The organism is Actinokineospora guangxiensis (genome assembly GCF_042657845.1).
Classification (GTDB): domain Bacteria; phylum Actinomycetota; class Actinomycetes; order Mycobacteriales; family Pseudonocardiaceae; genus Actinokineospora; species Actinokineospora guangxiensis.
Genome location: NZ_JBHSKF010000004.1, coordinates 337,253 through 359,969, shown reverse-complemented (window position 1 = coordinate 359,969; position 22,717 = coordinate 337,253). Strand labels below are relative to the sequence as shown.

Below are 22,717 nucleotides of genomic sequence, written 5' to 3'. Positions count from 1 at the left end.
TTGTCGGGAGTGCTGATGGGCGGGTTTCCACCAGGGGCGGCGCCGAGGGTCGTGGTGGTCGGGGACACGGCGCTGGACGTCGTCGCGCGGCCGGACGGGCCGGTGCGGCACGGCCAGGACACCCGGGCGGCCATCGCGCTGACCCCCGGCGGCGCGGGCGCGAACACCGCGGCCTGGCTGGCCCACCTCGGCGTCGAGGTCACGCTGGTGGCCAGGGTCGGCGCGGACGCGGCCGCCGCTCAGGTGCGCGCCGAGCTGGGCGCGCGTGGCGTGCGGTGCGCGTTCACCGAGGACCCGGCCGCGGCCACGGGCTGCGTGGTGGTCCTGGTCGATCCCGAGGGCCAGCGCAGCATGCTCCCCGCGCGCGGGGCCAACGCCCGCCTCTCCCCCGCCGACCTGTCCCCCGACGTGCTCCCCGGGGCGGCCCACCTGCACCTGTCCGGCTACGTCCTACTCGACGCGTCCTCCCGCCCGGCGGGCCTGCACGCGCTGGCCGCCGCCCGCGCCGCGGGGCTGACCACCTCGGTCGACCCGCAGGCCGCGGCCCTCATCGAGGACCCGGCGGCGTTCCTCGAGTGGGTGCGCGGGGTGGACCTGCTGCTGCCGAACGCCGACGAGCTGGCCGCCATCGGCGACCCGGCCGACCTGCTCGGGTCGGTGCGCGCGGTGGCCGTGACCGCGGGCGCGGAGGGCGCGCGCTGGATCGACGCGGGCGGCGAGGTGCGGGTGCCCGCCGCGGCTGCGGAGTGCGTCGACACCACGGGTGCGGGCGACGCCTTCGACGCGGGTGTGCTCGGCGCGTGGCTCAGCGGCGCGGACCCGGAGTCCGCGCTGCTGGCGGGTGTCGCGGCGGGCGCCGAGGCCGTGAGCCGGGTCGGCGCGCAGCCGCTCAGCCCTCGATGACCTGCCGGGGACCGGCCTCGATCTGACCGACGTCGCGCTGGTAGCGGTTGACCGTCTCGGCCCTGCGCGGCGGGCGGTCGTTGGCGATGAGCACCGCCACCCACGGCAGCGGGATGGACAGCGCGACGAAGCCGAGGGCGAGCCACCAGGTCTCGTGGAAGATGCCGGCCAGCAGCAGGCAGGGCAGCCGCAGCGACATCATGATCATGTACTTGCGCTTGCGCGCGGCGAACTGGTCTTCGTACGAGGGTTCGGCCTCGGTGATCAGCACCGCGGTGTCGTCCCGTTCGGGATGCTTCACGACACCACCTCCGCACACCATGTTCCCACTCCACAGCCGAAGATGCGCCATCCGGGTGGAGATGCATGGGGAATCACCCCGATCCCGGTAGAAACGAGGTCATGACGCTCGATTCGGTCGAGACGAGACCGCGGGCGCCGCTGCCGCGCCCGGACGCGCCAGGGGTGCGGCTGCGCCACCGGGTGACGGAGGCGAACCTGCTCCGCCACGCCGGCGGGCCGCAGCGGGTCCTCGACGTCGCGGGCGGCGGGGGCACCGAAGCGGTGCGGCTGGCCCTCGCCGGGCACGAGGTCACGGTGCTCGACCCGGCGGGCGCGATGCTCTTCTCGGCGAAGGCGCACGCCGAGGAGCACGGCGTCGCCGACCGGGTGCACGTGGTGCAGGCCACCGCCGAGGACGCCCCCGAGCTGTTCGGCGAGCACGACTTCGACATCGCGCTCTGCCACAACCTCGTCCACTTCGCCGACGACCGCCTCGCCCTGCTGCGCGCGCTGGCCGCGCCGGTGCGCGAGGGCGGGCTGCTGTCGGTGCTGGCCCCCAACCCGGTCTCGACACCGCTCTACGCCGCGCTGAAGCGCCACGACCCCGAGCGCGCGCTGCGCGAGCTGGACGGCCCCCTCACCACGTGCACGGTCGAGGAGGTGCGCGCGGACCTGTCGGCCGTGGGCACACCGGTGGCCGGCTACTACGGGGTGTGCTGCGTCGCCGGCTACCTGCCCGTCGAGGAGCTGGCCGACCCCGAGTCCTTCGCCAAGGTGGTCGAGTTGGAGCTGGCCATGTCCGCCCGCGCCGAGTACGCGCGGACCGCCCGCTACTTCCACCTGGTCGCCCGCGTGTGAGCATGCGACCGTGAGAGCGGTCGTCGCCCGGGTCACGCGGGCCTCTGTTGTCGTCGCCGACGAGGTCGTCGGCCGGATCGATGAGCCCGGTCTGCTCGTCCTACTCGGCGTCCACGTCGACGACGGCCCGGACAAAGCGGACGTGATGGCGCGCAAGCTGCACGAGCTGCGGGTGCTGCGCGACGAGCAGTCCTGCGCCACGACGGGGTCCCCGCTGCTCGTGGTGAGCCAGTTCACCCTCTACGGGTCCACGCGCAAGGGGCGCAGGCCGTCGTGGACCGAGGCCGCCCGGCCCGAGTCGGCCGAGCCGTTGGTCGAGGCGGTGGTGGCCGCGCTGCGGGCGCGCGGCGCGGTGGTCGAGACCGGGCGCTTCGGCGCCGCGATGGCGGTCGAGAGCGTGAACGACGGACCCTTCACGGTTCTCGTGGAGGTGTGACGCGACGGAGTGCCCGGTTTCTCCTGTCCCGGGTGGACGGTCGCGGATTCTCAGCGAAACCTCAGCTGAAAGCCAACAACCCCCAGGTCGCGGGGAGCGTCATCACATCAGCGGCGGGAACGAAAACCCACCGCGGCACGTTGGGAGTGTCAGAACCACCGCGACAGGGGGAGGAGCACCATGACGATCCCGCACCAGCGCCAGTCGGCAACCGCCTTCGAGGCCGACCTCGACGCTCAGGGGCCTGCGGCCGACTTGGTCCGCGTGTACTTGAACGGGATCGGCCGCACCGCGCTGCTCAGCGCCGAGGAGGAGGTGGAGCTGGCCAAGCGCATCGAGGCGGGGGTCTTCGCGCAGCACATGCTCGACACCACCGACCCCGGCGCCGCCCGCAGGGGCGAGCTGCGCGCACTGGTCCGCGACGGCCACCAGGCCAAGAACCACCTGCTGGAGGCGAACCTGCGGCTCGTGGTCTCGCTGGCCAAGCGCTACACCGGCCGCGGGATGCCGCTGCTCGACCTGATCCAGGAGGGCAACCTGGGCCTGATCCGCGCGGTGGAGAAGTTCGACTACACCAAGGGCTTCAAGTTCTCCACGTACGCCACCTGGTGGATCCGCCAGGCGATCACCCGGGGGATGGCCGACCAGGGCCGCACCATCCGCCTGCCCGTCCACCTGGTCGAGCAGGTCAACAAGCTCGCCAGGATCAAGCGCGACCTGCACCAGCGCCTCGGCCGCGAGGCGACCACCGAGGAGCTGGCGGGCGAGGCGGGCATCGCCCCGGAGAAGGTCTCCGACCTGCTCGACCACGCCCGCGACCCGGTGAGCCTGGACATGCCCGTCGGCGCCGAGGAGGACGCCCCGCTGGGCGACTTCATCGAGGACGGCGAGGCCACCGACGCCGAGACCGTGGTCATCTCCGGCCTCCTGCAGGAGGACATGCGCCGCGTGCTGGGCACCCTCGACGAGCGCGAGCAGTCGGTCATCCGCCTGCGCTACGGCCTTGACGACGGCCAGCCCCGGACGCTGGACCAGATCGGCAAGCGCTTCGGCCTCTCCCGCGAGCGGGTCCGCCAGATCGAGCGCGAGGTCATGTCCAAGCTGCGCCAGGGCGAGCGCGCCGAGAAGCTGCGCGCCTACGCGAGCTGAGCCGCCGACGGGGGCCGGGAGCCGTTCCGGCCCCCGCGGCTGCCTGCAAGAAATCCGGTCGTCGCGAGCAACCCTTTCGGGGGCTGTTCCGTCACTCATATAGACGCGTTGACATGTGACTGGGCTCACGTGCACTGTCTACCTGCAGCGCAACGCTGGAGAAGCTTCGCGAGTCGGGCCTTCGGGTCCGCCTCGTCGCGACGGGAGGTCGGGGCGGCCGGGGGCCGCCCCGGCCTTCCGGCTTTCCGGGCTCTGACGATCCGCAGATCACACCGCTCCCCCGGCCTCGCCGCACCGGCCACGAGGTACGTTCAGGGACATTCCCCGGACGCGCGCAAGGGAGCCGCTGCACCGTGACCACCACCAGGACCACCGCCAAGACCACCGCCACGGATTTCGACTACACCGACGTCCTTCCGCTCGGGCCGGACACCACGACGGAGTACCGGCTGGTCAGCCAGGACGGCGTGCGGGTCGTGGAGGCGGCGGGGCGGCGGTTCCTGCAGATCGAGCCCGAGGCGGTCACCGCGCTCGCCAAAGAGGCGATCAAGGACATCCAGCACCTGCTGCGCACCTCGCACCTGACTCAGCTGCGCGCGATCGTCGATGACCCCGAGGCCTCCGGCAACGACCGGTTCGTCGCCATGGACCTGCTGCGCAACGCCTGCATCTCCGCGGGCGGCGTGCTGCCCATGTGCCAGGACACCGGCACCGCGATCATCATGGGCAAGCGCACCGAGAGCGTGCTGACCGGCGGGACCGACGAGCAGGCGCTCTCCCGCGGCGTGTTCGAGGCCTACCAGGAGCTGAACCTGCGCTACTCGCAGATGGCGCCGGTCACCTTCTGGGACGAGAAGAACACCGGCACGAACCTGCCCGCCCAGATCGACATCCACACCAAGCCGGGCACCGACCCGGTCTACGAGTTCCTCTTCATGGCCAAGGGCGGCGGGTCGGCCAACAAGACCTTCCTGTACCAGGAGACCAAGGCCGTGCTGAACCCGAAGCGCCTGGCCTCCTTCCTGGACGAGAAGCTGCGCGGCCTCGGCACCGCGGCGTGCCCGCCGTATCACCTGGCCGTGGTCGTCGGCGGACTCTCGGCCGAGCAGAACCTCAAGGTCGCCAAGCTGGCCTCGGCCCGCTACCTCGACACCCTGCCCACCGAGGGCTCCGCGCTCGGCCACGCCTTCCGCGACGTCGACCTGGAGCAGCAGGTGCTGGCGATGACCCGCGAGTTCGGCATCGGCGCGCAGTTCGGCGGCAAGTACTTCTGCCACGACGTGCGCGTCATCCGGCTGCCCCGGCACGGCGCGTCCTGCCCGGTGGGCATCGCGGTCAGCTGCTCGGCCGACCGGCAGGCCAAGGCCAAGATCACCCCCGAGGGGGTCTTCCTGGAGCAGCTGGAGCGCGACCCGGCCCGCTTCCTGCCCGACGTGCAGGGCGAGGACCTCTCCGACGAGGTCGTGAAGGTCGACCTGACCCGGCCGATGGCCGAGATCCGCGAGACGCTGTCGAAGCTGCCGGTGAAGACCAGGCTGTCGCTGTCGGGCCCGCTGGTCGTCGCCCGCGACATCGCCCACGCCAAGATCAAGGAGCGGCTGGACGCGGGCGAGCCGATGCCGCAGTACCTGCGCGACCACCCCGTCTACTACGCGGGCCCGGCCAAGACCCCCGACGGCTACGCCTCCGGCTCCTTCGGCCCGACGACCGCGGGCCGCATGGACTCCTACGTCGAGCAGTTCCAGGCGGCGGGCGGCTCCATGGTCATGCTGGCCAAGGGCAACCGCTCCAAGCAGGTCACCGACTCCTGCGCGGCGCACGGCGGCTTCTACCTCGGCTCGATCGGCGGCCCGGCGGCGCGACTGGCCCAGGACTGCATCAAGAAGGTCGACGTCCTGGAGTACGCGGAGCTGGGCATGGAGGCGGTCTGGCGCATCGAGGTCGAGGACTTCCCGGCCTTCGTCGTGGTGGACGACAAGGGCAACGACTTCTTCGCGGGCACCACGCAGCCGACGCTGCAGATCTCCTTCCGGCGCTGACTGGACGCGAACGGCCCCCATCCGCGGTTCTCCGGGTGGGGGGCCGTTCGCCGTCTCAGGTCAGCGGAGCGCCGCGCTCTGCCATCCAGGAGACCGGGTTGACCTTGCGGCCGCCGTCGACCCACACCTCGAAGTGCAGGTGCGGCCCGGTCGACTGGCCGCGGTTGCCCATCGTCGCGATCTGCTCGCCCGCGGCCACCTTCTGGCCCTCGGACACCAGCGACTCGTTGATGTGGCCGTAGACGGTGATGGAGCCGTCGTTGTGCTGCACGCGCACCCACAGCCCGAAACCGCTGGCCGGGCCGGACTCGATCACGGTGCCGGAGGCGGCCGCGCGGATCGGGGTGCCGATGGAGTTGGCGATGTCGACGCCGTAGTGCGTGGTGCCCCAGCGGGCGCCGAAGCCGGAGGTGAAGGTGCCGACGGCGGGCTTGACCCAGCCCTGCGAGGACAGCGCCTTCTTGCGCGCGGCCTCCTTCTTGGCGGCCTCGGCCTCGGCCTTGCGGGCCGCCTCGGCTTCGGCCTTCTTGCGCTTCTGCTCGGCGACGCGGGCCCTCTCGGCCTCGGCGGCCTTGCGCTGGCGCTCGCGGACGGCGTCGGCGCGCTCGACCCGGTCCAGTTCGGGGACGGCCATCCGCGCGGCGGCGGGGACCAGGGAGGGGAATGCGCTGACGGCCTGCGGGGCCGTGTCCGTGCTGAACGACATGGGGAGCACGTCGGGGATGGGGGACCCCGCCTGCTCGACCTCAAGGGCGTTCAGGAGGGGTGCGCCGACGGCGACGACGACGCCCGCCGCGGCGACGGTGGCCACCAGGTGGCCGGTGGGGAACGCGGATTTCTTGCGGTGCCTGCCCCCGGCGCGTGGCGCCGGGCTGGGACTGTGGCCCTCGCTGGGCATGGGTTGGTGCCTTCCGTCTCGGGGAGGTCCGGACGAGCACCGGGCGGGGGATCCCGGGTGGGCGGCAGGCGGGGGAACCCGCCGTCCACACGCTCGTTACCGAACCGTGACGAACGCCGAGACGCTAACCGAGCGTTCCCCGGTTAGGCAAACGTTGATGTGACCTACGCCATTTTCGCAGCTAGCCGGCGAGTGATTCGCCGACTCCGGCTACGCAGCGTGTGCTAGGTCCCGTCGAACGGGATCGTCCGATCAGGTGATATCGGTCGTGACCAGGCGTGACACCGCCCCCGCGGACACCAGCCCGCAGGGGCGACTCAGTGGCCATATCGGACGTTCCAGGCGGATTCAGGTTGCCTGTGACGTGACGACGATCACATCCTGATTAGCCCAGGGTGAGGACAACCTGACGGTCTCCCAGCGCGTCCGGGAGCGCGACCGAGACCGGCATGGGGGTCACGACGGTCGCGCAGACCTGCCCCTCCGGACCGCCCTGCGGCTGCGCCATCGGCGCGATCGCCAGGGTCACCCTGGCCGCGTCGGCGGACTCGACGGTGGCTTCCATGATCGTGCACGGATCCGGCGCCATCGCGAAGAACTGCACGGACCGGTCATCCTGGGACACCCAGACCCGCCGCTCGGGGTACTGATCGGCGGGCAACGCCTTCGCGTCGACCCGCTCGGGCGGGAGGACCTCCAACCCCGGCGGAACCACGACCCCCGACGGACCGGTGGTGATGACGGGCTTGGGCGGGTCGACCGGCTCGGTGGGAGGGTCGAGCGTGGGCTTGGGGGGCATGGTGAGGGACGGGGGTGCGGACGAGGCGTCACCGACCGGGATCTCCGGGGTGCCGCCCGCCTGCTGGGCGCCGCAGGCTGCGGTGGCCAGCAGGACCAGCAGCGCGGCGGGGATCAGGGAACGCTTCATGAGTGGAGGACGGTACTGGACGGCGGTCGCGTTGCAGGAACGGACTGATGAACCTATTCAGTGGATTGACTGCACCGGTTTCGGGCCTTGCCTGATCCTGCGGCGGTCCCTACTTCAGGTCCCGCTCGGTCCCTGCCCCGGTCCCGTTCGTCTCCGTCTCTCCGTTCCCTCTCTCCTGCCTCTGTCGGCCCTCCTACCCCAAGACAAGGCGGTGCCCCGGCCTGCAGGGGCAGTACAGGCCGGGGCACGAGGCGGTGGGGAGAGGGGTCAGGACTTGCGCTGCTCCGACTTCAGGACCACCTCGCGGTCCCCAAGCGGCTGGTCCAGCTCGACGGCGACCTTCACGAACCGGATGTCCATGGTGCACATCTCGGCCTTCTCCGGGGTCGTCTCCACGATGGTCAGGACGACCTGGTCGGCGGCCTGGGAGGTGACTTCGGCGCTGGCCTTGCCGCAGCCGCCCTCCTGGGCGCTGAGGCCGACCGTCTTGCCGCCGTCGGCGGTCCAGGCTTCGACCGGGTAGCCCTCGGGGAGGGCTTGCGCCTCGATCTGGGTGGCGGGGAGCGGGTCGGAGCCTGCCGGGGGGACTCGTCCGGGCTGGTTCGCCGGGTCGTCGGCGGGGGCGGACTGGGCGGGGGGGACCGGTGCCTGCTCGGGCGTGGTCTGCGGGGTGCCGCAGGCCGTGGCAACCGCGAGGAAGGCGGTCCCGACGAGGATGCCGATGCGTCGGTTCATGTGCTCAGGACGGAATGGCCCCGTGGCGGGGTTGCATGGCGGAGCCGGGCAGTACCGCGATGTCGCGGCCCGCCAGCGCGCCCGAGCACTCCGAGCAGCGCAGGAGCACCGAGAACGGGTGGTCGGAGTCGCGGTGTTGGAAGATCACGGCGGGGCCCTCGGGGGCCAGGAACCAGCGCTGGCCCCACTCGATGGCGGACATGACCACCGGGAAGAAAGCCCTGCCCTTGTCGGTCAGGTGATACGAGGAGCGGTCTCCGCGTTCCTCGCCGGTGGGGAGCAGGACGTCGATGGCCTGGAAGCGGCGCAGGCGGTCGGCGATGACGGTGGCGGGGGCGCCGAGGCGGCGCTGGAACTCCGAGAAGCGGTGGGCGCCCAGGTAGGCCGCGCCCATCATGGCCGCCGACCAGCGGTTGCCGACCAGGACCCTGGTCTGCGGGAAGAACCCGGGGCCCAGCGCCGACGAGCCGCTGGAGCGGCGGCGCATGGTGGTGTTCGGGGCCGAGCGCGGCCAGGAGCCGCTGGGGCCGAAGCGGCCGGTCACCTCGCGGGGCTCGACCATCTCCCCGCAGCAGGCGCAGGCCATCAGCGGGTCGAAGCGGCGGCCGCAGCGGCGGTGCACCAGCACCGGCACCGGCTCGGCCTGGCCGTGCGCCCAGGTGCTCTCCCAGCCGCAGATGGCGGCCATCATCGGCCACAGCGAGATGCCGCGCGGGGTGAGGCGGTACTCCTGGCGCAGCGGCTTGTCGGTGTAGGCGGCCTGTTCGAGGATGCCGACCTCGCAGATGCGCTTGAGCCGGTCGGACAGCACCGCGCTGGAGATCGGCAGCAGGTCCTGCCATTGCTGGAAGCGGGTGACGCCGTCACTGAGGGCGTAGCGCAGGATCAGCAGCGTCCACTCGTCGGCGGTGATGCCGATGGACCAGGCGATGGCGTTGTCGCCGCCCTCGCCGAGGGTGGTCGGGCTGTCCGGCGGGTGGATCACGGCAGCTCTGCCCCCGCGCGCCAGCCGGGCAGGGACTCCCCGGCCGCCCAGGTGCTGTGCGTGCCGCTGCTGACGCGCTCGGGCAGCGCGACCCTGGCGACCGGGCCGTCGCCGACGCGGGCGGCGTCGAACACCAGGCACTCCGAGCGGTCCTCGGCCATGTCCGTGGTCATCGTGATCAGGTACCCGTCGTCCTCGTCGCGTGCACCCGCCCGGGGTGCGAACGCGGCCTCGCTGCCGAACACCCCTGGCCCGTAGCGGTATCCGTCTTCGGCGCCGGTGCGCAGGTCGTGGCGGACCAGGCCGTCGAAGAGGAACCAGCCGGGCGCACCGGTCGAGGCGTACACGTAGCGGTACGGCTTGGCGGCGAACCCCGGGTTGATCATACCGAACTCGGTGACCGACTCGCTGAGCCGCTCCTCCTTGACCTGCCCGGTCGCGAGGTTGAGCCGCCAGCGGTGCAGCCGGGTCTGCATGGCGTCGAAGGAGAGCATGCGGAACATGCGCGCGTAGCGCTGGTCGCCCCCGAACGGCGCGCCGCGCCCGTCGGGGCTGCCCTGGAAGAAGCCGTCGAGGACGATCTCGTCGCCGTCCTCGTAGGCGTTGGTCCAGTGCAGGACGTAGGTGGTGTCGGCCTCGAACCACCGCACCTCGGTGCCCTTGCGCGGGATGACGCCCAGGCGCATGGGCATGTCGCGGTGGTAGCGGGCGGCGTACTTGCCGTGCCGCAGCGCCTCGGGGTCCCAGAACAGCGGGCAGTCGTTGAGGATGGCGTAGTTCTCGGTGTAGGCCATGTCGTGCGGCAGGCGCGGTCCGGGCAGCTCGACGGGGGTCTGGTGCACAAGTCGGTTATCGGCGTCGATGACGCCGTAGTTGAGGTAGGGGGCCTCGGTGCCGTAGTTGAAGAACAGCATCTCGCCGGTGCCCTCGACCACTTTCGGGTGAGCCGAGACGCCCATGGCCGGGAAGTCACCGTGCCAAGTGGACTTGCCGAGGTCGTCCAGGGTCATCGGGTCGAGGCGGTACAGCTCGCCGCACTGGTAGAAGCTGGTCAGGGCCACCCCGGCGTGCACGACGATGTCGGTGCTGGAGGCGTCCTTCATCCGGCCCCTGGCGCCCCAGCCGTCCGGGCGCAGCGCCGACTCCGGCTTCTCGGCCAGGCCCGCCCATAAGGAGCGGCCCGCCTCCTGCTCGGCGCGGAAGCCGTCGGTGCGGACGAACCGGTTGCGGTAGAACGCCTCACCGTCGCGGAAGCCCACCAGATGGACCAGTGCGTCACCATCGAACGGGTGATAGTTGGTGATGGCCGGGTGAACCGGGTTCTCGGTGTTGCGCAGGTAGACGCCGTCGAGGTCGGCGGGCAGCTCGCCGACGACCTCCAGGCCGACCGCCGAGCGCTCCACCGCCTGCGGACGCCATGGTCCGCTGCGGTAGGGGTGGTCGTCATCGTCGGGCAGGGTGCTCAGCACCCTGCCAAGGACCTCAACGTCCACTCAGGACTCCTCACTTGCCCGCGCCGGAACTTCGAGACTACAACTGTCGAAGTGAGCAGGCCAGGGCGCATGAAGGAGGACTTGTGAACCAGGCGTACGTCCTGGACTACGTCCGCACCGCCCGCGGCCGGGCCACCCCGCGCGGCGGGCTGCACCACCTGAGCCCGTTGGAGCTGGTCACCGGCCTGCTGCGGGCCCTGGCGGCGCGCACGCCGGAGCTGGCCGACGGCCTCGCCCAGGACGTGGTCCTCGGCTGCGCGCACCCGCACGGCGAACAGGGGTCGAACCCGGCCCGCGCGGCGACGCTGCTGGCGGGCTGGGCGACGGGGTCCCCGGCCTGGTGGTGAGCCGCTCCTGCGCCTCGGGCATGGACGCGGTCGCGATCGCGGCGGCCCGCGTCCGCGCCGGGGACGCCCCGCTGCTGGTGGCGGGTGGGGTGCAGAGCGTGTCCAGGGTTGCCGCCGACAGCGGTCCGCTGCGCGCCGACGTCGGCGTGGTGCGGCGGGTCGGGGCGGTCGAGCCGGGCGTGGCCGCCGACCTCAGCGCCACCATCGACGGCTTCGGGCGCGCCGAGCTGGTGCGCCCCGCCACGACGGCCGGAACGCTCGCCGCGCTCCCGCCCGCCTACACCGACGCGGGCGCCGACGGCCAGGACGAGCTGGCCCTGTCGACGCGCGCGTGGCCCGGCCGCGTCGAGCACCGGCACACCGCGGGGACCTCTCCCCCGCCCGCCGACGCCGCCGCGCTGCTGCTCATCGGCGACGAGCGCGCCGCGCGCCGCCTGGGGATCGCCCCGCGGGCGCGGATCACCGCCACCGCGGTCGCCGCGCACGACCTGGTCACCGCGCTGACGGCGGGCCAGGAGGCGATGGCCGAGGCGCTGCGCCGGGCCGGGCTGCGGCCCGCCGGGGTCGACGTCGCGGGGGTGAGCGCGCCCGCGGGGCTGGGGATCGGGCTGACGCTGGACCGTTCCGGCTGACATCATCAGGGTCCATGGGGTGTGTGGGGGAATGAGGCTGTGGCCCGCGGGGGTGGCGGCGCGCTGGGCGAATCCGGACCACGCGCGCAGCCGTCGGTGGTTCTGGCCGGAGGACCGCCTCGGCGCGCTGGGCTTCGCGCGGTCGGTCATCGGCATCGCCACGATCGTCGCCGTCAGCTGGGGCACGCGCCCGCCGTTGGAGGTGGTGCAGGACGAGTGGTGGGGCAAGTCGGTCACCAACATCGTGGTCGCGCTGGGCCTGGTGCCGGTGCTGATGCTCCTCGTGCGGCTGGCCAACCGGGGACGGGACGTGCGACTGCGCTGGTGGGAGGTGGTGAAGCGGGTCCTGCTGATGGCCGTCACCACGTTCGCGCTGATGGCGCCGATCATCCTGGGCGTGCAGAACCAGCACAGGCTCGACGAGCTGACCACGTGGGCACAGGGGCAGTCGGCCGGGGTGAAGCTGGTCGTCGGGCTGAGCGGCCTCGCGGGCACCCTCCTGGCGATCGCCTACGCGCTGTGGGTCGCCGCCTACGTCATCACCGTCGCGGTGTGGGCGCTGCGGACCAGCCTGTGGTCGGGGGTGTTCCACCCGCTGCTGGCCCCGGTGACCGCCGCCGCCCTGGTGGTGCTGACGACCGGCTACCAGCTCATCGAGGCCGACACCAAGGGCCTGGAGCGCGGGACGTGGCTGGTGCTCACCCTCGGCGGCCTGGCCACGACGCTGGCCCTCGCGGCGGCGGAGTACTCGGCGCTGCGCCGCGGCGGCGCGCGCTGGCGGGTGGCCTGACCCGCGCCCGGCTGCCGTGGGCTCAGACCCGGGTGCTGAGATCCCGCAGCCTGCGCGGCCCGGTGTCGTGGCGCGACGGCGGCGGCCCGACGGTGACGCGCCCGCTCGTGGCGTAGGCGCCCGCGGGCGAGGCCAGGATCGGCTCCAGCTCCAGTCCGCGCACCTCGGGCACGTCCTCGGCGAGCGCGGCCACGCGCAGCACCAGTTCGGCGAGCGCGTCGAGGTCGGCGGGCTCGCCGCCGCCGTAGCCCGCCAGCAGCGGCGCGGCCTTGGGCGCGCGCACGAGCGCGGCGGCGTCGGCGTCGGTCAGCGGCAGGGCGCGGTAGGCGCGGTCGCCGAGCAGGTCGCTGATGAGCCCGGCGAGCCCGAAGGACACCAGCGTGCCGAACGACGGGTCGTCCTGCAGTGCGATGCTGCACGAGGTTCCCTTGGGCGCCATGCGCTGCACGTACACCTCGTCCACACCGGACACTTCGCGCAGCTCGGCGTAGGCGTTGCGGATGCCGTCCTCGGTGGTCAGGTCGAGCCGGACGCCGACGAGGTCGCTGCGCCTGCGGTACTGCCTGCTCGCGGTCTTCATCACCACCGGCAGCCCGAGCGAGGAAGCCGCCCCGACCGCCGCCGCGGCGTCGGAGACCACGCGGAAGGGCATGACGCCGATGCCGTAGGCGGCCAGCAGCGCGAGCACCTGCTCGTCGGGCAGCTCGACCTCGGTCCCGCCGGAGTCCTCCAGCGCCCGCGCGACGATGGCGAGCGCGGCGTCGCGGTCGACCTCGGGGCGGGTGAACTCCCCGCGCGGGGTGGTGCGCCAGCGCGCGTAGTTGGTGGCCCTGGACAGGGCCAGGACGGCGCGCTCCGGGCTCGGGTAGCTGGGGATGGAGCCCTTGCCGGGCGCGCCGTCGGGGCCGGGGACGGCCAGCGACGCCGGGATGCCCTCGGCGGCGAGGAAGGTCGAGACGATCGGCTTGCGCGCGCCGACGGCGGCCTCGCGCAGGGCGGCGGCGTAGGCCGTGCCGGGGATGGCCAGCGGCGGCACGAACACCACGATCAGCGAGTCGACGTCGGCGCGGCCCAGCTCGGCGGCGACGGCGGCAGCGAAGGCGTCCGGCCCGGCCTGCGCGCCGACGTCGACCGGGTCGCCCGCCAGGCGCATGCCCTGGGCCAGCGCGGTGTCGGCGGCCAGGACGCCGATCGCGGTGGAGTTGCCGACGACGGCGACCCGCTCGCCGTCGGGCAGCGGCTGGTGGGCCAGCAGCAGCGCGGTGTCGAAGAGCTGGGCGATCGACTCGACCCGGATGACGCCCGCCTGCTCGAACAGCGCCTGCACGCTGGCGTCGTCCACCGCGACCCCGGTCGCGGCGAGCGCGGGCAGCACGGCGTTGCGCCCGGACTTCACCGCCACGATCGGCTTGCCGCGGCCGAGCCTGCGGGCGAGCCGGGCGAACTTGCGCGGGTTGCCGAAGGACTCCAGGTAGAGCAGCACGACGTCGGTGTTCGGGTCGGTCTCCCAGTACTGGAGCAGGTCGTTGCCGGAGACGTCGGCGCGGTTGCCCGCGCTGACGAAGGTCGACAGGCCCAGCCCGCGCGCGGCGGCGTCGGCCAGGATCGCGGTGCCGAGGGCGCCGGACTGGCAGAAGAAGCCGGTGCGGCCGGGGCCGGGCAGTGTGGGGGCGAGGGTGGCGTTGAGCCGCACGGCGGGGTCGAGGTTGACCACGCCGAGCGCGTTGGGGCCGACGACGCGCATGCCGTGCGCGCGCGCCTCGTCGACGAGCCTGCGCTCCGCTCCGCGCCCGTCGGGCCCGGTCTCGCCGAAGCCGGAGGACACCACGACGAGCGCCTTGACCCCCTTGGCCAGGCAGGCGTCCATGACCTCGTCCACCCCGGCGGCGGGCACGGCCACCACCGCGAGGTCGACCGGGTCGGGGATGTCGAGCACCGACGGGTAGGCCCGCACGCCGCGCACGGACGGGTGCTCGGCGTTGACCGGGAACACCGGCCCGGCGAAGTCGGCGGCGAGCAGGTTCGAGAACACCGCGTACCCGATCTTGGTCGGGTCGGTGGACGCGCCGATCACCGCGATGGAGCGCGGGTGCAGCAGGTTGTGCACGCTGCGCGCCTCGGCCCGCTGCTCGCGCGCCCTGGCCACCGCGACCGAGGCGTCGGTCTGGTCCACGGCGAACTCCAGGTGCAGCACACCCTCGTCGAACTCGCGGCTGACCTGGTAGCCGGCGTCGCGGAACACCCGCACCATCTGGGCGTTCTCGGCGAGCACCTCGGCCTCGAACCCGGCCAGCCCGCGCTCGCGGGCGGCGGCGGCGAGGTGCTCCAGCAGGATCGAGCCGAGCCCGCGGCTCTGGTGGGCGTCCTCCACGACGAAGGCGACCTCGGCGGAGTCGCCGCCGGGCAGCCGCTCGTAGCGGCCGACGGCGATGATGTCGTCGCCGAGCATGGCGACGAAGGCGACGCGGTCGTGGTGGTCGACGGTGCTGAAGCGCCGCAGGTCCTTCTCGGGGATGCGCGGGTAGGGGCCGAAGTAGCGGAAGTAGCGGGTGCGCTCGGAGAGCCTGCCGTGGAAGGCGAGCAGCGCGTCGGCGTCGGACGGCACGATGGGTCGCAAGTGGACGGTGCCGCCGTCGGAGAGGACGACGTCGGCCTCCCAGCGGCGCGGGTAGTCGTAGGGGTCCATCAGTCGCGGGGGTCGTCGGGGTCGAGGCCGTGCAGCGGGAACACCGCGCGGCGCACGTCGCGGATCACCGCGTCGACCCGGTCGTCGGCGCCGCCGCTCCACGGGGTGAAGGACGGGTCGGCGCCGTCGCCCATGGTCAGCGGGAGTTCCGCGCGCGGGGCGACCTTGCGCACGGTGTTCAGCCACTCGGTGGGCAGGCGCGTGTCCGGGGCGAGGTCGCGGTCGAGGACGGCGGCCAGCAGGTGCGTCCAGGAGCGCGGCACGACCCGCAGCAGCTCGTACCCGCCGCCGCCGGTGGCCAGCCACTTGCCGCCCGCGTAGCGCTCGGCCAGGTCGCGCAGGGCCAGGTAGGTGGCGCGGTGGCCGTCGACCGACAGCGACAGGTCGGCCAGCGGGTCCTCGGCGTGGGTGTCCACCCCGCACTGGGTGACGAGCACCTGTGGCTCGAACGCGGCCAGCAGCGAGGGCACGGTGGCGTGGAAGGCGCGCTGCCAGCCCGGGTCGGTGGTGCCCGGCGGCAGCGGGATGTTGACCGAGGTGCCCTGGGCCGCGCCCGCGCCCAGCTCGGTGACCGCGCCGGTGCCGGGCCAGAGCGTGGCGGGGTGCTGGTGCAGGGAGACGGTGAGCACGCGCGGGTCGTCGTAGAAGGCGGCCTGCACACCGTCGCCGTGGTGGACGTCGACGTCGATGTAGGCGACCTTGTCGAAGCCGTTGTCCAGCAGCCAGGAGATGGCCACGGAGCAGTCGTTGTAGACGCAGAACCCGGCGGCGTGGTCGCGCATCGCGTGGTGCAGCCCGCCCGCGATGCTGACCGCCCGGTCGGCCGACCCGCTCGCGATCGCCCGCGCCGCCCGCAGCGATCCGCCCACGACCAGCGCGGACGCGGCGTGCATCTGGCCGAACACCGGGTTGTCGGCGGTGCCGAGGCCATGCCCGACGTCCCACCCGACCATCGGCGCCTCGCGGACGGCGTCGACGTAGGCCATGGTGTGCGCGCGGGCCAGGTCGGCGTCGTCGGCGGGCTCGGGGGGCAGCGGGGTGACCCCGTCGAGCACCCCGAGCGCGCGGGCCAGCCGCATGGTCAGTTCCAGCCGGATCGGGTTGAACGGGTGGTCCCCGCCCATGTCGTACCCGAGCAATGCGGCGTCCCAGACCACGGCGGCGCGTTCACCCATGCCCCGACCCTAGTGCCCTGGCGGTTCCTCGGCCGTCGGCGCGGGGTCAGGGGTTGGGGCCGGTGGCGACCGGGCGCCCGGCGTCGGCGCACCAGTGCGACCACGAGCCCGCGTAGAGCGCGGCGGGGGCGTTCGGGGCGGTGACGCCCGCGACCTCCAGGGCGAGCACCAGCGAGGCCGCGGTGATGCCGGAGCCGCAGTAGGCGCCGATCTCGCCGCCGCTCACGCCGAGGGCGGTGAACCGCTGGGCCAGCTCGGTCGGGGAGTGCCAACGGCCCTCGGCGGTGGTGTTGCCCGCGAAGGGGGCGTTGAGCGCGCCGGGGATGTGGCCTGCGCGCGGGTCCATCGGCTCGACCTCGCCGCGGTAGCGCTCGGGGGCGCGGGCGTCGAGGAGGGTGCCATTGGCCGGGAGGGCGGCAGCGTCCTCGGCGGTCAGGACCGGCATGGCGCCGGGGCGCACGGTGATGTCGCCGGGGGCGGGGGTCTCCTCGCCGGTGGCCACCGGGAGTCCTGCCGCGGTCCACGCGGCGTAGCCGCCGTCGAGGACGGCGACCTGGTCGTGGCCCGCCCAGCGCAGCAGCCACCAGGCGCGGGCGGCGGCCATCGCGTTGTCGGCGTCGTAGACGACCACCGGGCGGTCCTCGCGCACGCCCGCGGCGCGCAGCGCGGCCTGCAGGTCGGCCGGGTCGGGCAGCGGGTGGCGGCCGCCGTCGCCGGGCGGGGCGGCGAGGTCGGCGTCGAGGTCGACGAACGCGGCCGCGGGCAGGTGGCCGGCCAGGTAGTCCGGGCGGCCGTGCGGGCCGCCGAGGCGCCAGCGGACGTCGAGGAGGACCGGGGCGGTGGGACCGTCCAGTCGGGACGCGAGGTCCGCCGGGCTCACGAGGCTGCGTGTCACCCCGCCATCCTGCCGGCGGTCGCGGACCGCGCCTGTTCTGACAACGATTAAGATGTGGGGGGACGAAGGGGACAGGCGTGAACGAGCTCATCGACACCACCGAGATGTACCTCCGGACCATCTACGAGCTGGAAGAGGAGGGCGTCGTCCCCCTGCGCGCCCGCATCGCCGAGCGCCTGGGCCAGAGCGGCCCGACGGTCAGCCAGACCGTGGGGCGCATGGAGCGCGACGGCCTGGTCGTCGTCGCGGGCGACCGCCACCTCGAACTGACCGATCATGGCCGTTCCCTGGCCATCGCCGTCATGCGCAAGCACCGGCTCGCCGAGCGGCTGCTGGTCGACGTGATCGGCCTGGAGTGGGAGCAGGTGCACGCCGAGGCCTGCCGCTGGGAGCACGTGATGAGCGAGGCCGTCGAGCGCAAGCTCGTCACCCTGCTCGGCCACCCGACGACCTCCCCGTACGGCAACCCGATCCCGGGCCTGGACGAGCTGGGCGCGGGCGACCCGGCCCCGCCGGTCGAGGCGGGCCTGGTGCGCCTGGACGAGGTCGCCCGCCGCGGCGGCGGCAGCGCCGAGGTGCGCCGCATCGCCGAGCACATCCAGCCCGACTCCGAGCTGATGTCCACGCTCAAGCACGCGGGCGTCGTGCCGGGGCACGTGGTCGCCGTCACCGCCACCCGCGGCGACGGGGCGGCCATCGAGGTCACCGGGGACGGCGGCACGGGGACCTTCTCCTCGGCGGTGCTGCACGCCGTCTTGGCGCTGCCGAAGTGACGGGCGGTCCTCGCCTGGGTGGCGGTTTCCCCACCCAGGCGGACCGGGCCGCCGCCGCGTTCTCCCGTCAGTACGGACGATCCCCCGAAGGTGTCTGGTCAGCCCCCGGCCGGGTGAACCTGATCGGCGAGCACACCGACTACAGCGACGGTTTCGTCCTGCCGTTCGCGCTGCCGTTCCGCTGCGCCGTGGCCGCCTCCCCGCGCACCGACGGGATGCTCGCGGTGACCAGCGTCGGCGACGACGGCCACCCGCAGGTGGCGCGGCCGGTCGCCGTCGCGGACCTGGAACCCGGCCTGGTCACCGGGTGGGCGGCGTTCCCCAGCGGCGTGGCGTGGGTGCTGCGCTCCCACGGCGTCGCCCGCGGGGCCGACCTGGTGGTGACCGCCGACGTGCCCGCGGGCGCGGGCCTGTCGTCCTCGCACGCGTTCCAGTGCGCGGTCGCGCTCGCCCTGCTGGGCCTGGCGGGCCGCTCCCCCGGCGCCGCGGGCGGCCCGACCCTCGACGAGGTGGCCCGCTGGGTGCAGCGCTCGGAGAACGACTTCGTCGGCGCGCCGACCGGCCTGCTCGACCAGACGGCGTCGCTGCGCTGCGTCGCCGCGCACGCGCTGTTCCTCGACGTGCGCTCCGGCGCGGGCGAGCAGGTGCCGTTCGACGCCCCCGCGCACGGCATGGAGGTGCTCGTCATCGATACCCGCGCCAAGCACTCGCTGGCCGATTCCGCCTATGGCGACCGGCGCAAGGGCTGTGAGCGCGCCGCCGACCTGCTGGGCGTGCCCGCCCTGCGCGACGCGGTGGCCGCCGACGTCGACCGGGTGCCCGACGAGCTGAAGCCGCTGGTGCGCCACGTCGTCACCGAGAACGAGCGGGTGCTGCGCGCCGTCGCGCTGCTGCGGGCGGGCGAGCTGGCCGCCATCGGCCCGCTGCTGAGCGCCTCGCACGCCAGCCTGCGCGACGACTACGAGGTGTCCTGCCTGGAGCTGGACGTCGCGGTCGACGCGGCGCTGGCCGCCGGGGCGCTGGGTGCGAGGATGACCGGCGGCGGCTTCGGCGGGTCGGCCATCGCGCTGGTCCCGCTGGAGCGCTCGGCCTCCGTCCGCGCCGGGGTGCGCACGGCCTTCGCCGAGCGCGGGCTGACCGAGCCGCGCCTGTTCGCCGCGTCCCCGTCAGCGGGCGCGGGACGCGACCACTGATCTTGGGAGTGCAACCGTGAAGCTGCTCGTGACGGGCGGGGCGGGCTACATCGGCAGCGTGTGCGCCGCGCGGCTGGTCGAGGCCGGACACGAGGTCGTCGTGGTGGACGACCTGTCCACCGGCCACGAGGACGCGGTGCCCGAAGGCGCCCGCTTCGTCCACGCCGACTTGGCCGAGGCCGCGCCCGACCTGCTCGCCGACGGCTTCGACGGGGTGCTGCACTTCGCGGCGAAGTCGCTGGTCGGCGAGTCGATGCAGGACCCGGCCAAGTACTGGCAGGGCAACGTGGTCACCTCGCTGCGGCTGCTGGAGGCGATGAAGGAGGCGGGCACCCCCCGCCTGGTCTTCTCCTCCACCGCCGCCACCTACGGCGAGCCGGAGTCCGTCCCCATCGAGGAGACCGCCCCGACCCGCCCGACCAACACCTACGGCGCCTCGAAGCTGGCGATCGACCACGCGATCACCTCCTACGCCGCCGCCCACGGCCTGGCCGCGGTGAGCCTGCGCTACTTCAACGTCGCGGGCGCCTACGGCCGCTTCGGCGAACGCCACACCACCGAGACCCACCTGATCCCGATCGTCCTGCAGGTCGCCTCCGCCCGCCGCGACCGCATCGCCATCAACGGCGCCGACTACCCCACCCCGGACGGTACCTGCGTCCGCGACTACATCCACGTGGTCGACCTCGCCGACGCCCACCTCCTGGCCATCGACCACGCCGCCGCGGGCCGCCACCAGATCTACAACCTGGGCAGCGGCACCGGCTTCTCCAACCGCGAGGTGGTCGAAACCTGCCGCGAGGTCACCGGCCACCCCATCCCCACCGACTTCGGCCCCCGCCGAGCAGGCGACCCGGCAACCCTCATCGCCTCCTCAGCCGCCGCGATGGCGAACCTCGGCTGGAAGCCCGAACGCACCGACCTCCCGACGATCGTCGCCGACGCGTGGGAGTTCACCCAGAAGCACCTGGGCTAGCCCATCGCCAGAGCGGCGTTCGGCCACGATGGTCTTCATCGTGGGATCACCCGCCGAGGCCAAAGCGCCTGACTTCGCCGAACTCGCGACCATCGCGGCAGCCGTACCCGCCGCGATGGTCGCGAGTTCGCCGTGGTGTCCGGTCTGAACTCGGCAATCACGAGACTGCTCTGCGGCGTAAGGGAAACCAGGCACGGGTCTACCGTGCGCCGACCAGCTTCCCGGTCTGCCGACGCCTTGCCGCGGGTCCGGTCGGGCGGGCGCGAGAACGAATCAGTGACGCCGCGCGGTGGCGGGTGAGGGCGCGCGGCTCAACGCATCCGTGGCGTCGCATCCGACCGCATGGTCGTTCCGGCCGGGGCACGCCTGCGCGGGTACCTCGCGCAGGCGTGCGCTGGACGCCGACTACCCGGCGGACGCGCGGGACGTCCTCAGGAACTCGATCACGCTCACCTCGGGACCGCCCGGGACCGGCGTTCGTCACGCCAGCGGGCGCCGTGGTCAGGTTTCGCCTGCTTGGGTGAGGATGGTGCGGAGTTCTCGGGGGGTCATGGCTCCGTCCAGGGCGGCGGTGAGGAGGCTGGCGAGGGTGTGGGCCGGGCGGGACTGGAGGGCGATGTCCAGGGCTACTCGGGCCAGGGAGCCGTTGCCGCGGAGGTAGGCGGAGACGGCGAGGAAGCAGGCGGGTTCGGCGCGGTCGGGTGGGGGTAGGGCACGGACCAGGTAGGTCCAGAGGCGTTCGGCGGCGGGGGCTTGGGGGGTGAGGGCCAGTTGTTGGCAGTGGCCGCGGATCTCGCTGTCGTAGAGGGCTACGGCCAGGTCGGCGAGGGTCTCGTCGGGGAGGGTGGGGAGGTTGTCGGCGGGGGGTGCGTGGACGTGGAACATGTCCAGGACCATGTCGTCGTAGGCGTCGATGGGGTCGTCGTCGGGGGGATCGGTGGTGAAGGCGGCCAGGGCCGCGTCCACAGTGGAGCGGGTGGGGGGATCGGCGTCGGCGCGGGTGTCGATGAGGAGTTCGCGGCGGTCGAGGGCGTCTTGGGGGTCGGGGGCGAGGGTGGCGGCCAGGGCTTCGCGGCTGGCGTACTTGACGGCGCCGCGGACGAGCATGCCGACGCCGAAGGGGGAGGTGTCAGGGTCGGGGACCTGGCCTGCGCAGCCGCGGTGGTCGTAGCAGCGCCAGTGGATGTCGCGTTCGACCTCGGCGACCCAGATGGCGTGGTCGAGGGAGACCGACGAGCGGCGGAAGGTGCGGGCGAGGTCGGCGACGAAGCGGCGGTGCGGAAGCGCTTGCGGTGAACCGCCGCCACCGACGACGACGGCCACCGCGCTCGCGGCGCCGTGCCCGGCGGCCAGCCTGGCCACGTGCCCGGCCATCTGGGCGCGGTGGCGTTCCGGTGGGAGGTCCAGGCGCAGGACGGCGCCGATGTGCGGGGACTCGGTGTCCACCAGGGTGATCAGGACCAGGGAGTCCTTGGGGTGGAAGCCGAGCAGGTGCGGGATGGCGGCGATCAGGTCGCCGCCGTCGAGGGGCAGGGTCGCGTCGAGTGCGGTGGTCATGCCTCCACAGTGACGACGCCGCGCACCCGCTCGCCACGGCGATCCGCGCCTGTGGACAACTCAGGAAACACCTGTGGACCGGCCCGAACCGGGCCGGTCCACAGTGGAAGCAGCAGCGGCGGAATCAGCCGCAGTGCTGGAAGGGGCTGGTGAAGGACTGGCCACCCGCCGAGCCGCCCCACTTCACGCACTTGCCCGCCGCGGATTTGACCACCGGGCCGGCGTAGTAGGAGAACGACCCGGAATCCGTGCTCCGGGTCCCGCCCTGCACCTCAAGGAACGCCGACACCGCCGACGCCGAGCCGACCGACGTGTGCTTGATCGTCACCACGCAGTTGTTGCCCGACTTGTACAGCAGGTACACCCGCCCGGCCGTGCCCAGTGCCGCCGAGTTGATGACCGAGTACCCGCTGCCGCACACCTCCTGCGGCGTGTACGGGTTCGAGCTGCCCCCGCCGCAGTTCTGGCTGGTGTAGTTCTTGGTGCCCCAGTACAGGGCCGTGGCGCCGTTGAACTTGATCCGCTGCGGCGACCCGTTGAGCAGCTGCTCGAAGTGCAGGTGCGGCCCCGAGGAGCCACCGGTCGTGCCGACGTCGCCGATGCGCTGCCCACGCGAGACCTGCTGGCCGACCGACACCCGCTGCGCCGACAGGTGCGCGTACCGGCTGCGCCAGCCGGAGCCGTGGTCGATCTCGATCCAGCGCCCGTAACTGCTCGACCCGGTGTTCTCCACCCGGGCCACCCGCCCGCCCGCGCTCGCCACGACGGGGTCGCCGTCGTCGTTGGCGCGGTTGAAGTCGATCGCGTTGGCGGGGCTGTGGGCGGTCCTGGTCTGGCCGGACCACACCTGACCGCACGGGAAGGGCAGTTGGAACGCGGGCGCCGCGGATGCGACGTTCCCCCCGGTGAGGAGGAACGTCGACACCAGCGCCGCGGCGCCCGCCAGGGATAACAGTCTGCGCATCAGCTACCTCCGGTTCGATGAGG

Annotated in this window: 22 protein-coding genes; 11 read left to right on the top strand and 11 right to left on the bottom strand. The window is 73.3% G+C overall.

The window, feature by feature from the left end; all coding sequences use genetic code 11:
- The first annotated feature begins 15 nt into the window (after positions 1-15).
- The gene (locus ACFPM7_RS11975) at positions 16-903 is read left to right on the top strand and encodes a carbohydrate kinase family protein (RefSeq protein WP_378247033.1); all 888 of its coding nucleotides are present in this window, start codon (positions 16-18) and stop codon (positions 901-903) included.
- Here the strand turns inward: ACFPM7_RS11975 and ACFPM7_RS11970 are convergent.
- A complete protein-coding gene (locus tag ACFPM7_RS11970) occupies positions 890-1,225 on the bottom strand; it encodes a DUF3099 domain-containing protein (protein ID WP_378247031.1) in 336 nt (111 codons plus the stop codon). The two genes, ACFPM7_RS11975 and ACFPM7_RS11970, sit on opposite strands and share 14 nt — an antisense overlap.
- Before the next feature lie 80 nt (positions 1,226-1,305).
- Between ACFPM7_RS11970 and ACFPM7_RS11965 the strand changes: the two genes are divergently transcribed.
- From ACFPM7_RS11965 to ACFPM7_RS11950, 4 genes are all read left to right on the top strand, one after another.
- Entirely contained in the window at positions 1,306-2,043 is a 738-nt protein-coding gene (locus tag ACFPM7_RS11965) for a class I SAM-dependent methyltransferase (RefSeq protein ID WP_378247029.1), read from the top strand.
- A gap of 10 nt (positions 2,044-2,053) precedes the next feature.
- Positions 2,054-2,479, top strand: coding sequence for a D-aminoacyl-tRNA deacylase (gene dtd, locus ACFPM7_RS11960; RefSeq protein WP_378247027.1), 426 nt, complete (start codon positions 2,054-2,056; stop codon positions 2,477-2,479).
- 180 nt (positions 2,480-2,659) lie between these two features.
- Positions 2,660-3,628, top strand: coding sequence for a sigma-70 family RNA polymerase sigma factor (locus ACFPM7_RS11955; RefSeq protein ID WP_378247025.1), 969 nt, complete (start codon positions 2,660-2,662; stop codon positions 3,626-3,628).
- Between the two features lie 353 nt (positions 3,629-3,981).
- The gene (locus ACFPM7_RS11950) at positions 3,982-5,667 is read left to right on the top strand and encodes a fumarate hydratase (protein ID WP_378247023.1); all 1,686 of its coding nucleotides are present in this window, start codon (positions 3,982-3,984) and stop codon (positions 5,665-5,667) included.
- Positions 5,668-5,722: 55 nt separating this feature from the next.
- Here the strand turns inward: ACFPM7_RS11950 and ACFPM7_RS11945 are convergent, their stop codons facing one another.
- From ACFPM7_RS11945 to ACFPM7_RS11925, 5 genes are all read right to left on the bottom strand, one after another.
- Complete coding sequence (locus ACFPM7_RS11945; RefSeq protein WP_378247021.1) at positions 5,723-6,565, bottom strand: M23 family metallopeptidase; 843 nt, start codon at positions 6,563-6,565, stop codon at positions 5,723-5,725.
- Between the two features lie 385 nt (positions 6,566-6,950).
- Entirely contained in the window at positions 6,951-7,493 is a 543-nt protein-coding gene (locus ACFPM7_RS11940) for a hypothetical protein (RefSeq protein ID WP_378247019.1), read from the bottom strand.
- Between the two features lie 267 nt (positions 7,494-7,760).
- Positions 7,761-8,228 (bottom strand): hypothetical protein, encoded by a 468-nt coding sequence (locus ACFPM7_RS11935; protein WP_378247017.1) that lies wholly within the window; start codon positions 8,226-8,228, stop codon positions 7,761-7,763.
- A 4-nt stretch (positions 8,229-8,232) separates the two neighbouring features.
- Positions 8,233-9,213: a winged helix-turn-helix transcriptional regulator gene (locus ACFPM7_RS11930; RefSeq protein WP_378247015.1), complete on the bottom strand. Its 981-nt coding sequence runs from the start codon at positions 9,211-9,213 to the stop codon at positions 8,233-8,235.
- A complete protein-coding gene (locus tag ACFPM7_RS11925; RefSeq protein WP_378247013.1) occupies positions 9,210-10,706 on the bottom strand; it encodes a carotenoid oxygenase family protein in 1,497 nt (498 codons plus the stop codon). Before ACFPM7_RS11925 ends, ACFPM7_RS11930 begins: the two co-directional genes overlap by 4 nt.
- Positions 10,707-10,789: 83 nt before the next feature.
- Here ACFPM7_RS11925 and ACFPM7_RS11920 point away from each other — a divergent pair, with 83 nt between their 5' ends.
- From ACFPM7_RS11920 to ACFPM7_RS11910, 3 genes are read left to right on the top strand one after another with little or no spacing between them, the layout of a single operon-like run.
- Positions 10,790-11,053, top strand: a complete 264-nt coding sequence (locus ACFPM7_RS11920) for a hypothetical protein (RefSeq protein WP_378247011.1) — start codon at positions 10,790-10,792, stop codon at positions 11,051-11,053.
- Complete coding sequence (locus tag ACFPM7_RS11915) at positions 11,047-11,685, top strand: hypothetical protein (RefSeq protein WP_378247010.1); 639 nt, start codon at positions 11,047-11,049, stop codon at positions 11,683-11,685. Before ACFPM7_RS11920 ends, ACFPM7_RS11915 begins: the two co-directional genes overlap by 7 nt.
- 31 nt (positions 11,686-11,716) lie before the next feature.
- Positions 11,717-12,475, top strand: a complete 759-nt coding sequence (locus tag ACFPM7_RS11910; protein ID WP_378247008.1) for a hypothetical protein — start codon at positions 11,717-11,719, stop codon at positions 12,473-12,475.
- Positions 12,476-12,497: 22 nt separating this feature from the next.
- On the opposite strand, the gene ACFPM7_RS11905 is transcribed toward ACFPM7_RS11910, so the two are convergent.
- The 3 genes from ACFPM7_RS11905 to ACFPM7_RS11895 are packed head-to-tail and all read right to left on the bottom strand — an operon-like array spanning position 12,498 to position 17,231.
- Positions 12,498-15,161: a bifunctional acetate--CoA ligase family protein/GNAT family N-acetyltransferase gene (locus ACFPM7_RS11905; protein WP_378247006.1), complete on the bottom strand. Its 2,664-nt coding sequence runs from the start codon at positions 15,159-15,161 to the stop codon at positions 12,498-12,500.
- Positions 15,161-16,336 carry an acetoin utilization protein AcuC gene (locus ACFPM7_RS11900; RefSeq protein ID WP_378247004.1) on the bottom strand — a complete coding sequence of 392 codons (1,176 nt, stop codon included), beginning with the start codon at positions 16,334-16,336 and terminating at the stop codon, positions 15,161-15,163. The genes ACFPM7_RS11905 and ACFPM7_RS11900 overlap by 1 nt, the downstream gene beginning before the upstream one ends.
- A gap of 46 nt (positions 16,337-16,382) precedes the next feature.
- The gene (locus ACFPM7_RS11895; protein ID WP_378247002.1) at positions 16,383-17,231 is read right to left on the bottom strand and encodes a sulfurtransferase; all 849 of its coding nucleotides are present in this window, start codon (positions 17,229-17,231) and stop codon (positions 16,383-16,385) included.
- Between the two features lie 77 nt (positions 17,232-17,308).
- Here ACFPM7_RS11895 and ACFPM7_RS11890 point away from each other — a divergent pair, with 77 nt between their 5' ends.
- The 3 genes from ACFPM7_RS11890 to galE are packed head-to-tail and all read left to right on the top strand — an operon-like array spanning position 17,309 to position 20,173.
- Positions 17,309-18,004 (top strand): metal-dependent transcriptional regulator, encoded by a 696-nt coding sequence (locus ACFPM7_RS11890; RefSeq protein WP_378247000.1) that lies wholly within the window; start codon positions 17,309-17,311, stop codon positions 18,002-18,004.
- Positions 18,005-18,018: 14 nt separating this feature from the next.
- The gene (galK, locus tag ACFPM7_RS11885; RefSeq protein WP_378247253.1) at positions 18,019-19,197 is read left to right on the top strand and encodes a galactokinase; all 1,179 of its coding nucleotides are present in this window, start codon (positions 18,019-18,021) and stop codon (positions 19,195-19,197) included.
- Between the two features lie 16 nt (positions 19,198-19,213).
- The gene (gene galE / locus ACFPM7_RS11880; RefSeq protein WP_378246998.1) at positions 19,214-20,173 is read left to right on the top strand and encodes a UDP-glucose 4-epimerase GalE; all 960 of its coding nucleotides are present in this window, start codon (positions 19,214-19,216) and stop codon (positions 20,171-20,173) included.
- A gap of 501 nt (positions 20,174-20,674) precedes the next feature.
- Here galE and ACFPM7_RS11875 read toward each other — a convergent pair.
- Both ACFPM7_RS11875 and ACFPM7_RS11870 read right to left on the bottom strand, forming a co-directional pair.
- Complete coding sequence (locus tag ACFPM7_RS11875; RefSeq protein ID WP_378246996.1) at positions 20,675-21,730, bottom strand: DUF4192 domain-containing protein; 1,056 nt, start codon at positions 21,728-21,730, stop codon at positions 20,675-20,677.
- Between the two features lie 124 nt (positions 21,731-21,854).
- A complete protein-coding gene (locus tag ACFPM7_RS11870) occupies positions 21,855-22,694 on the bottom strand; it encodes a M23 family metallopeptidase (protein WP_378246994.1) in 840 nt (279 codons plus the stop codon).
- Positions 22,695-22,717 lie beyond the last annotated feature (23 nt).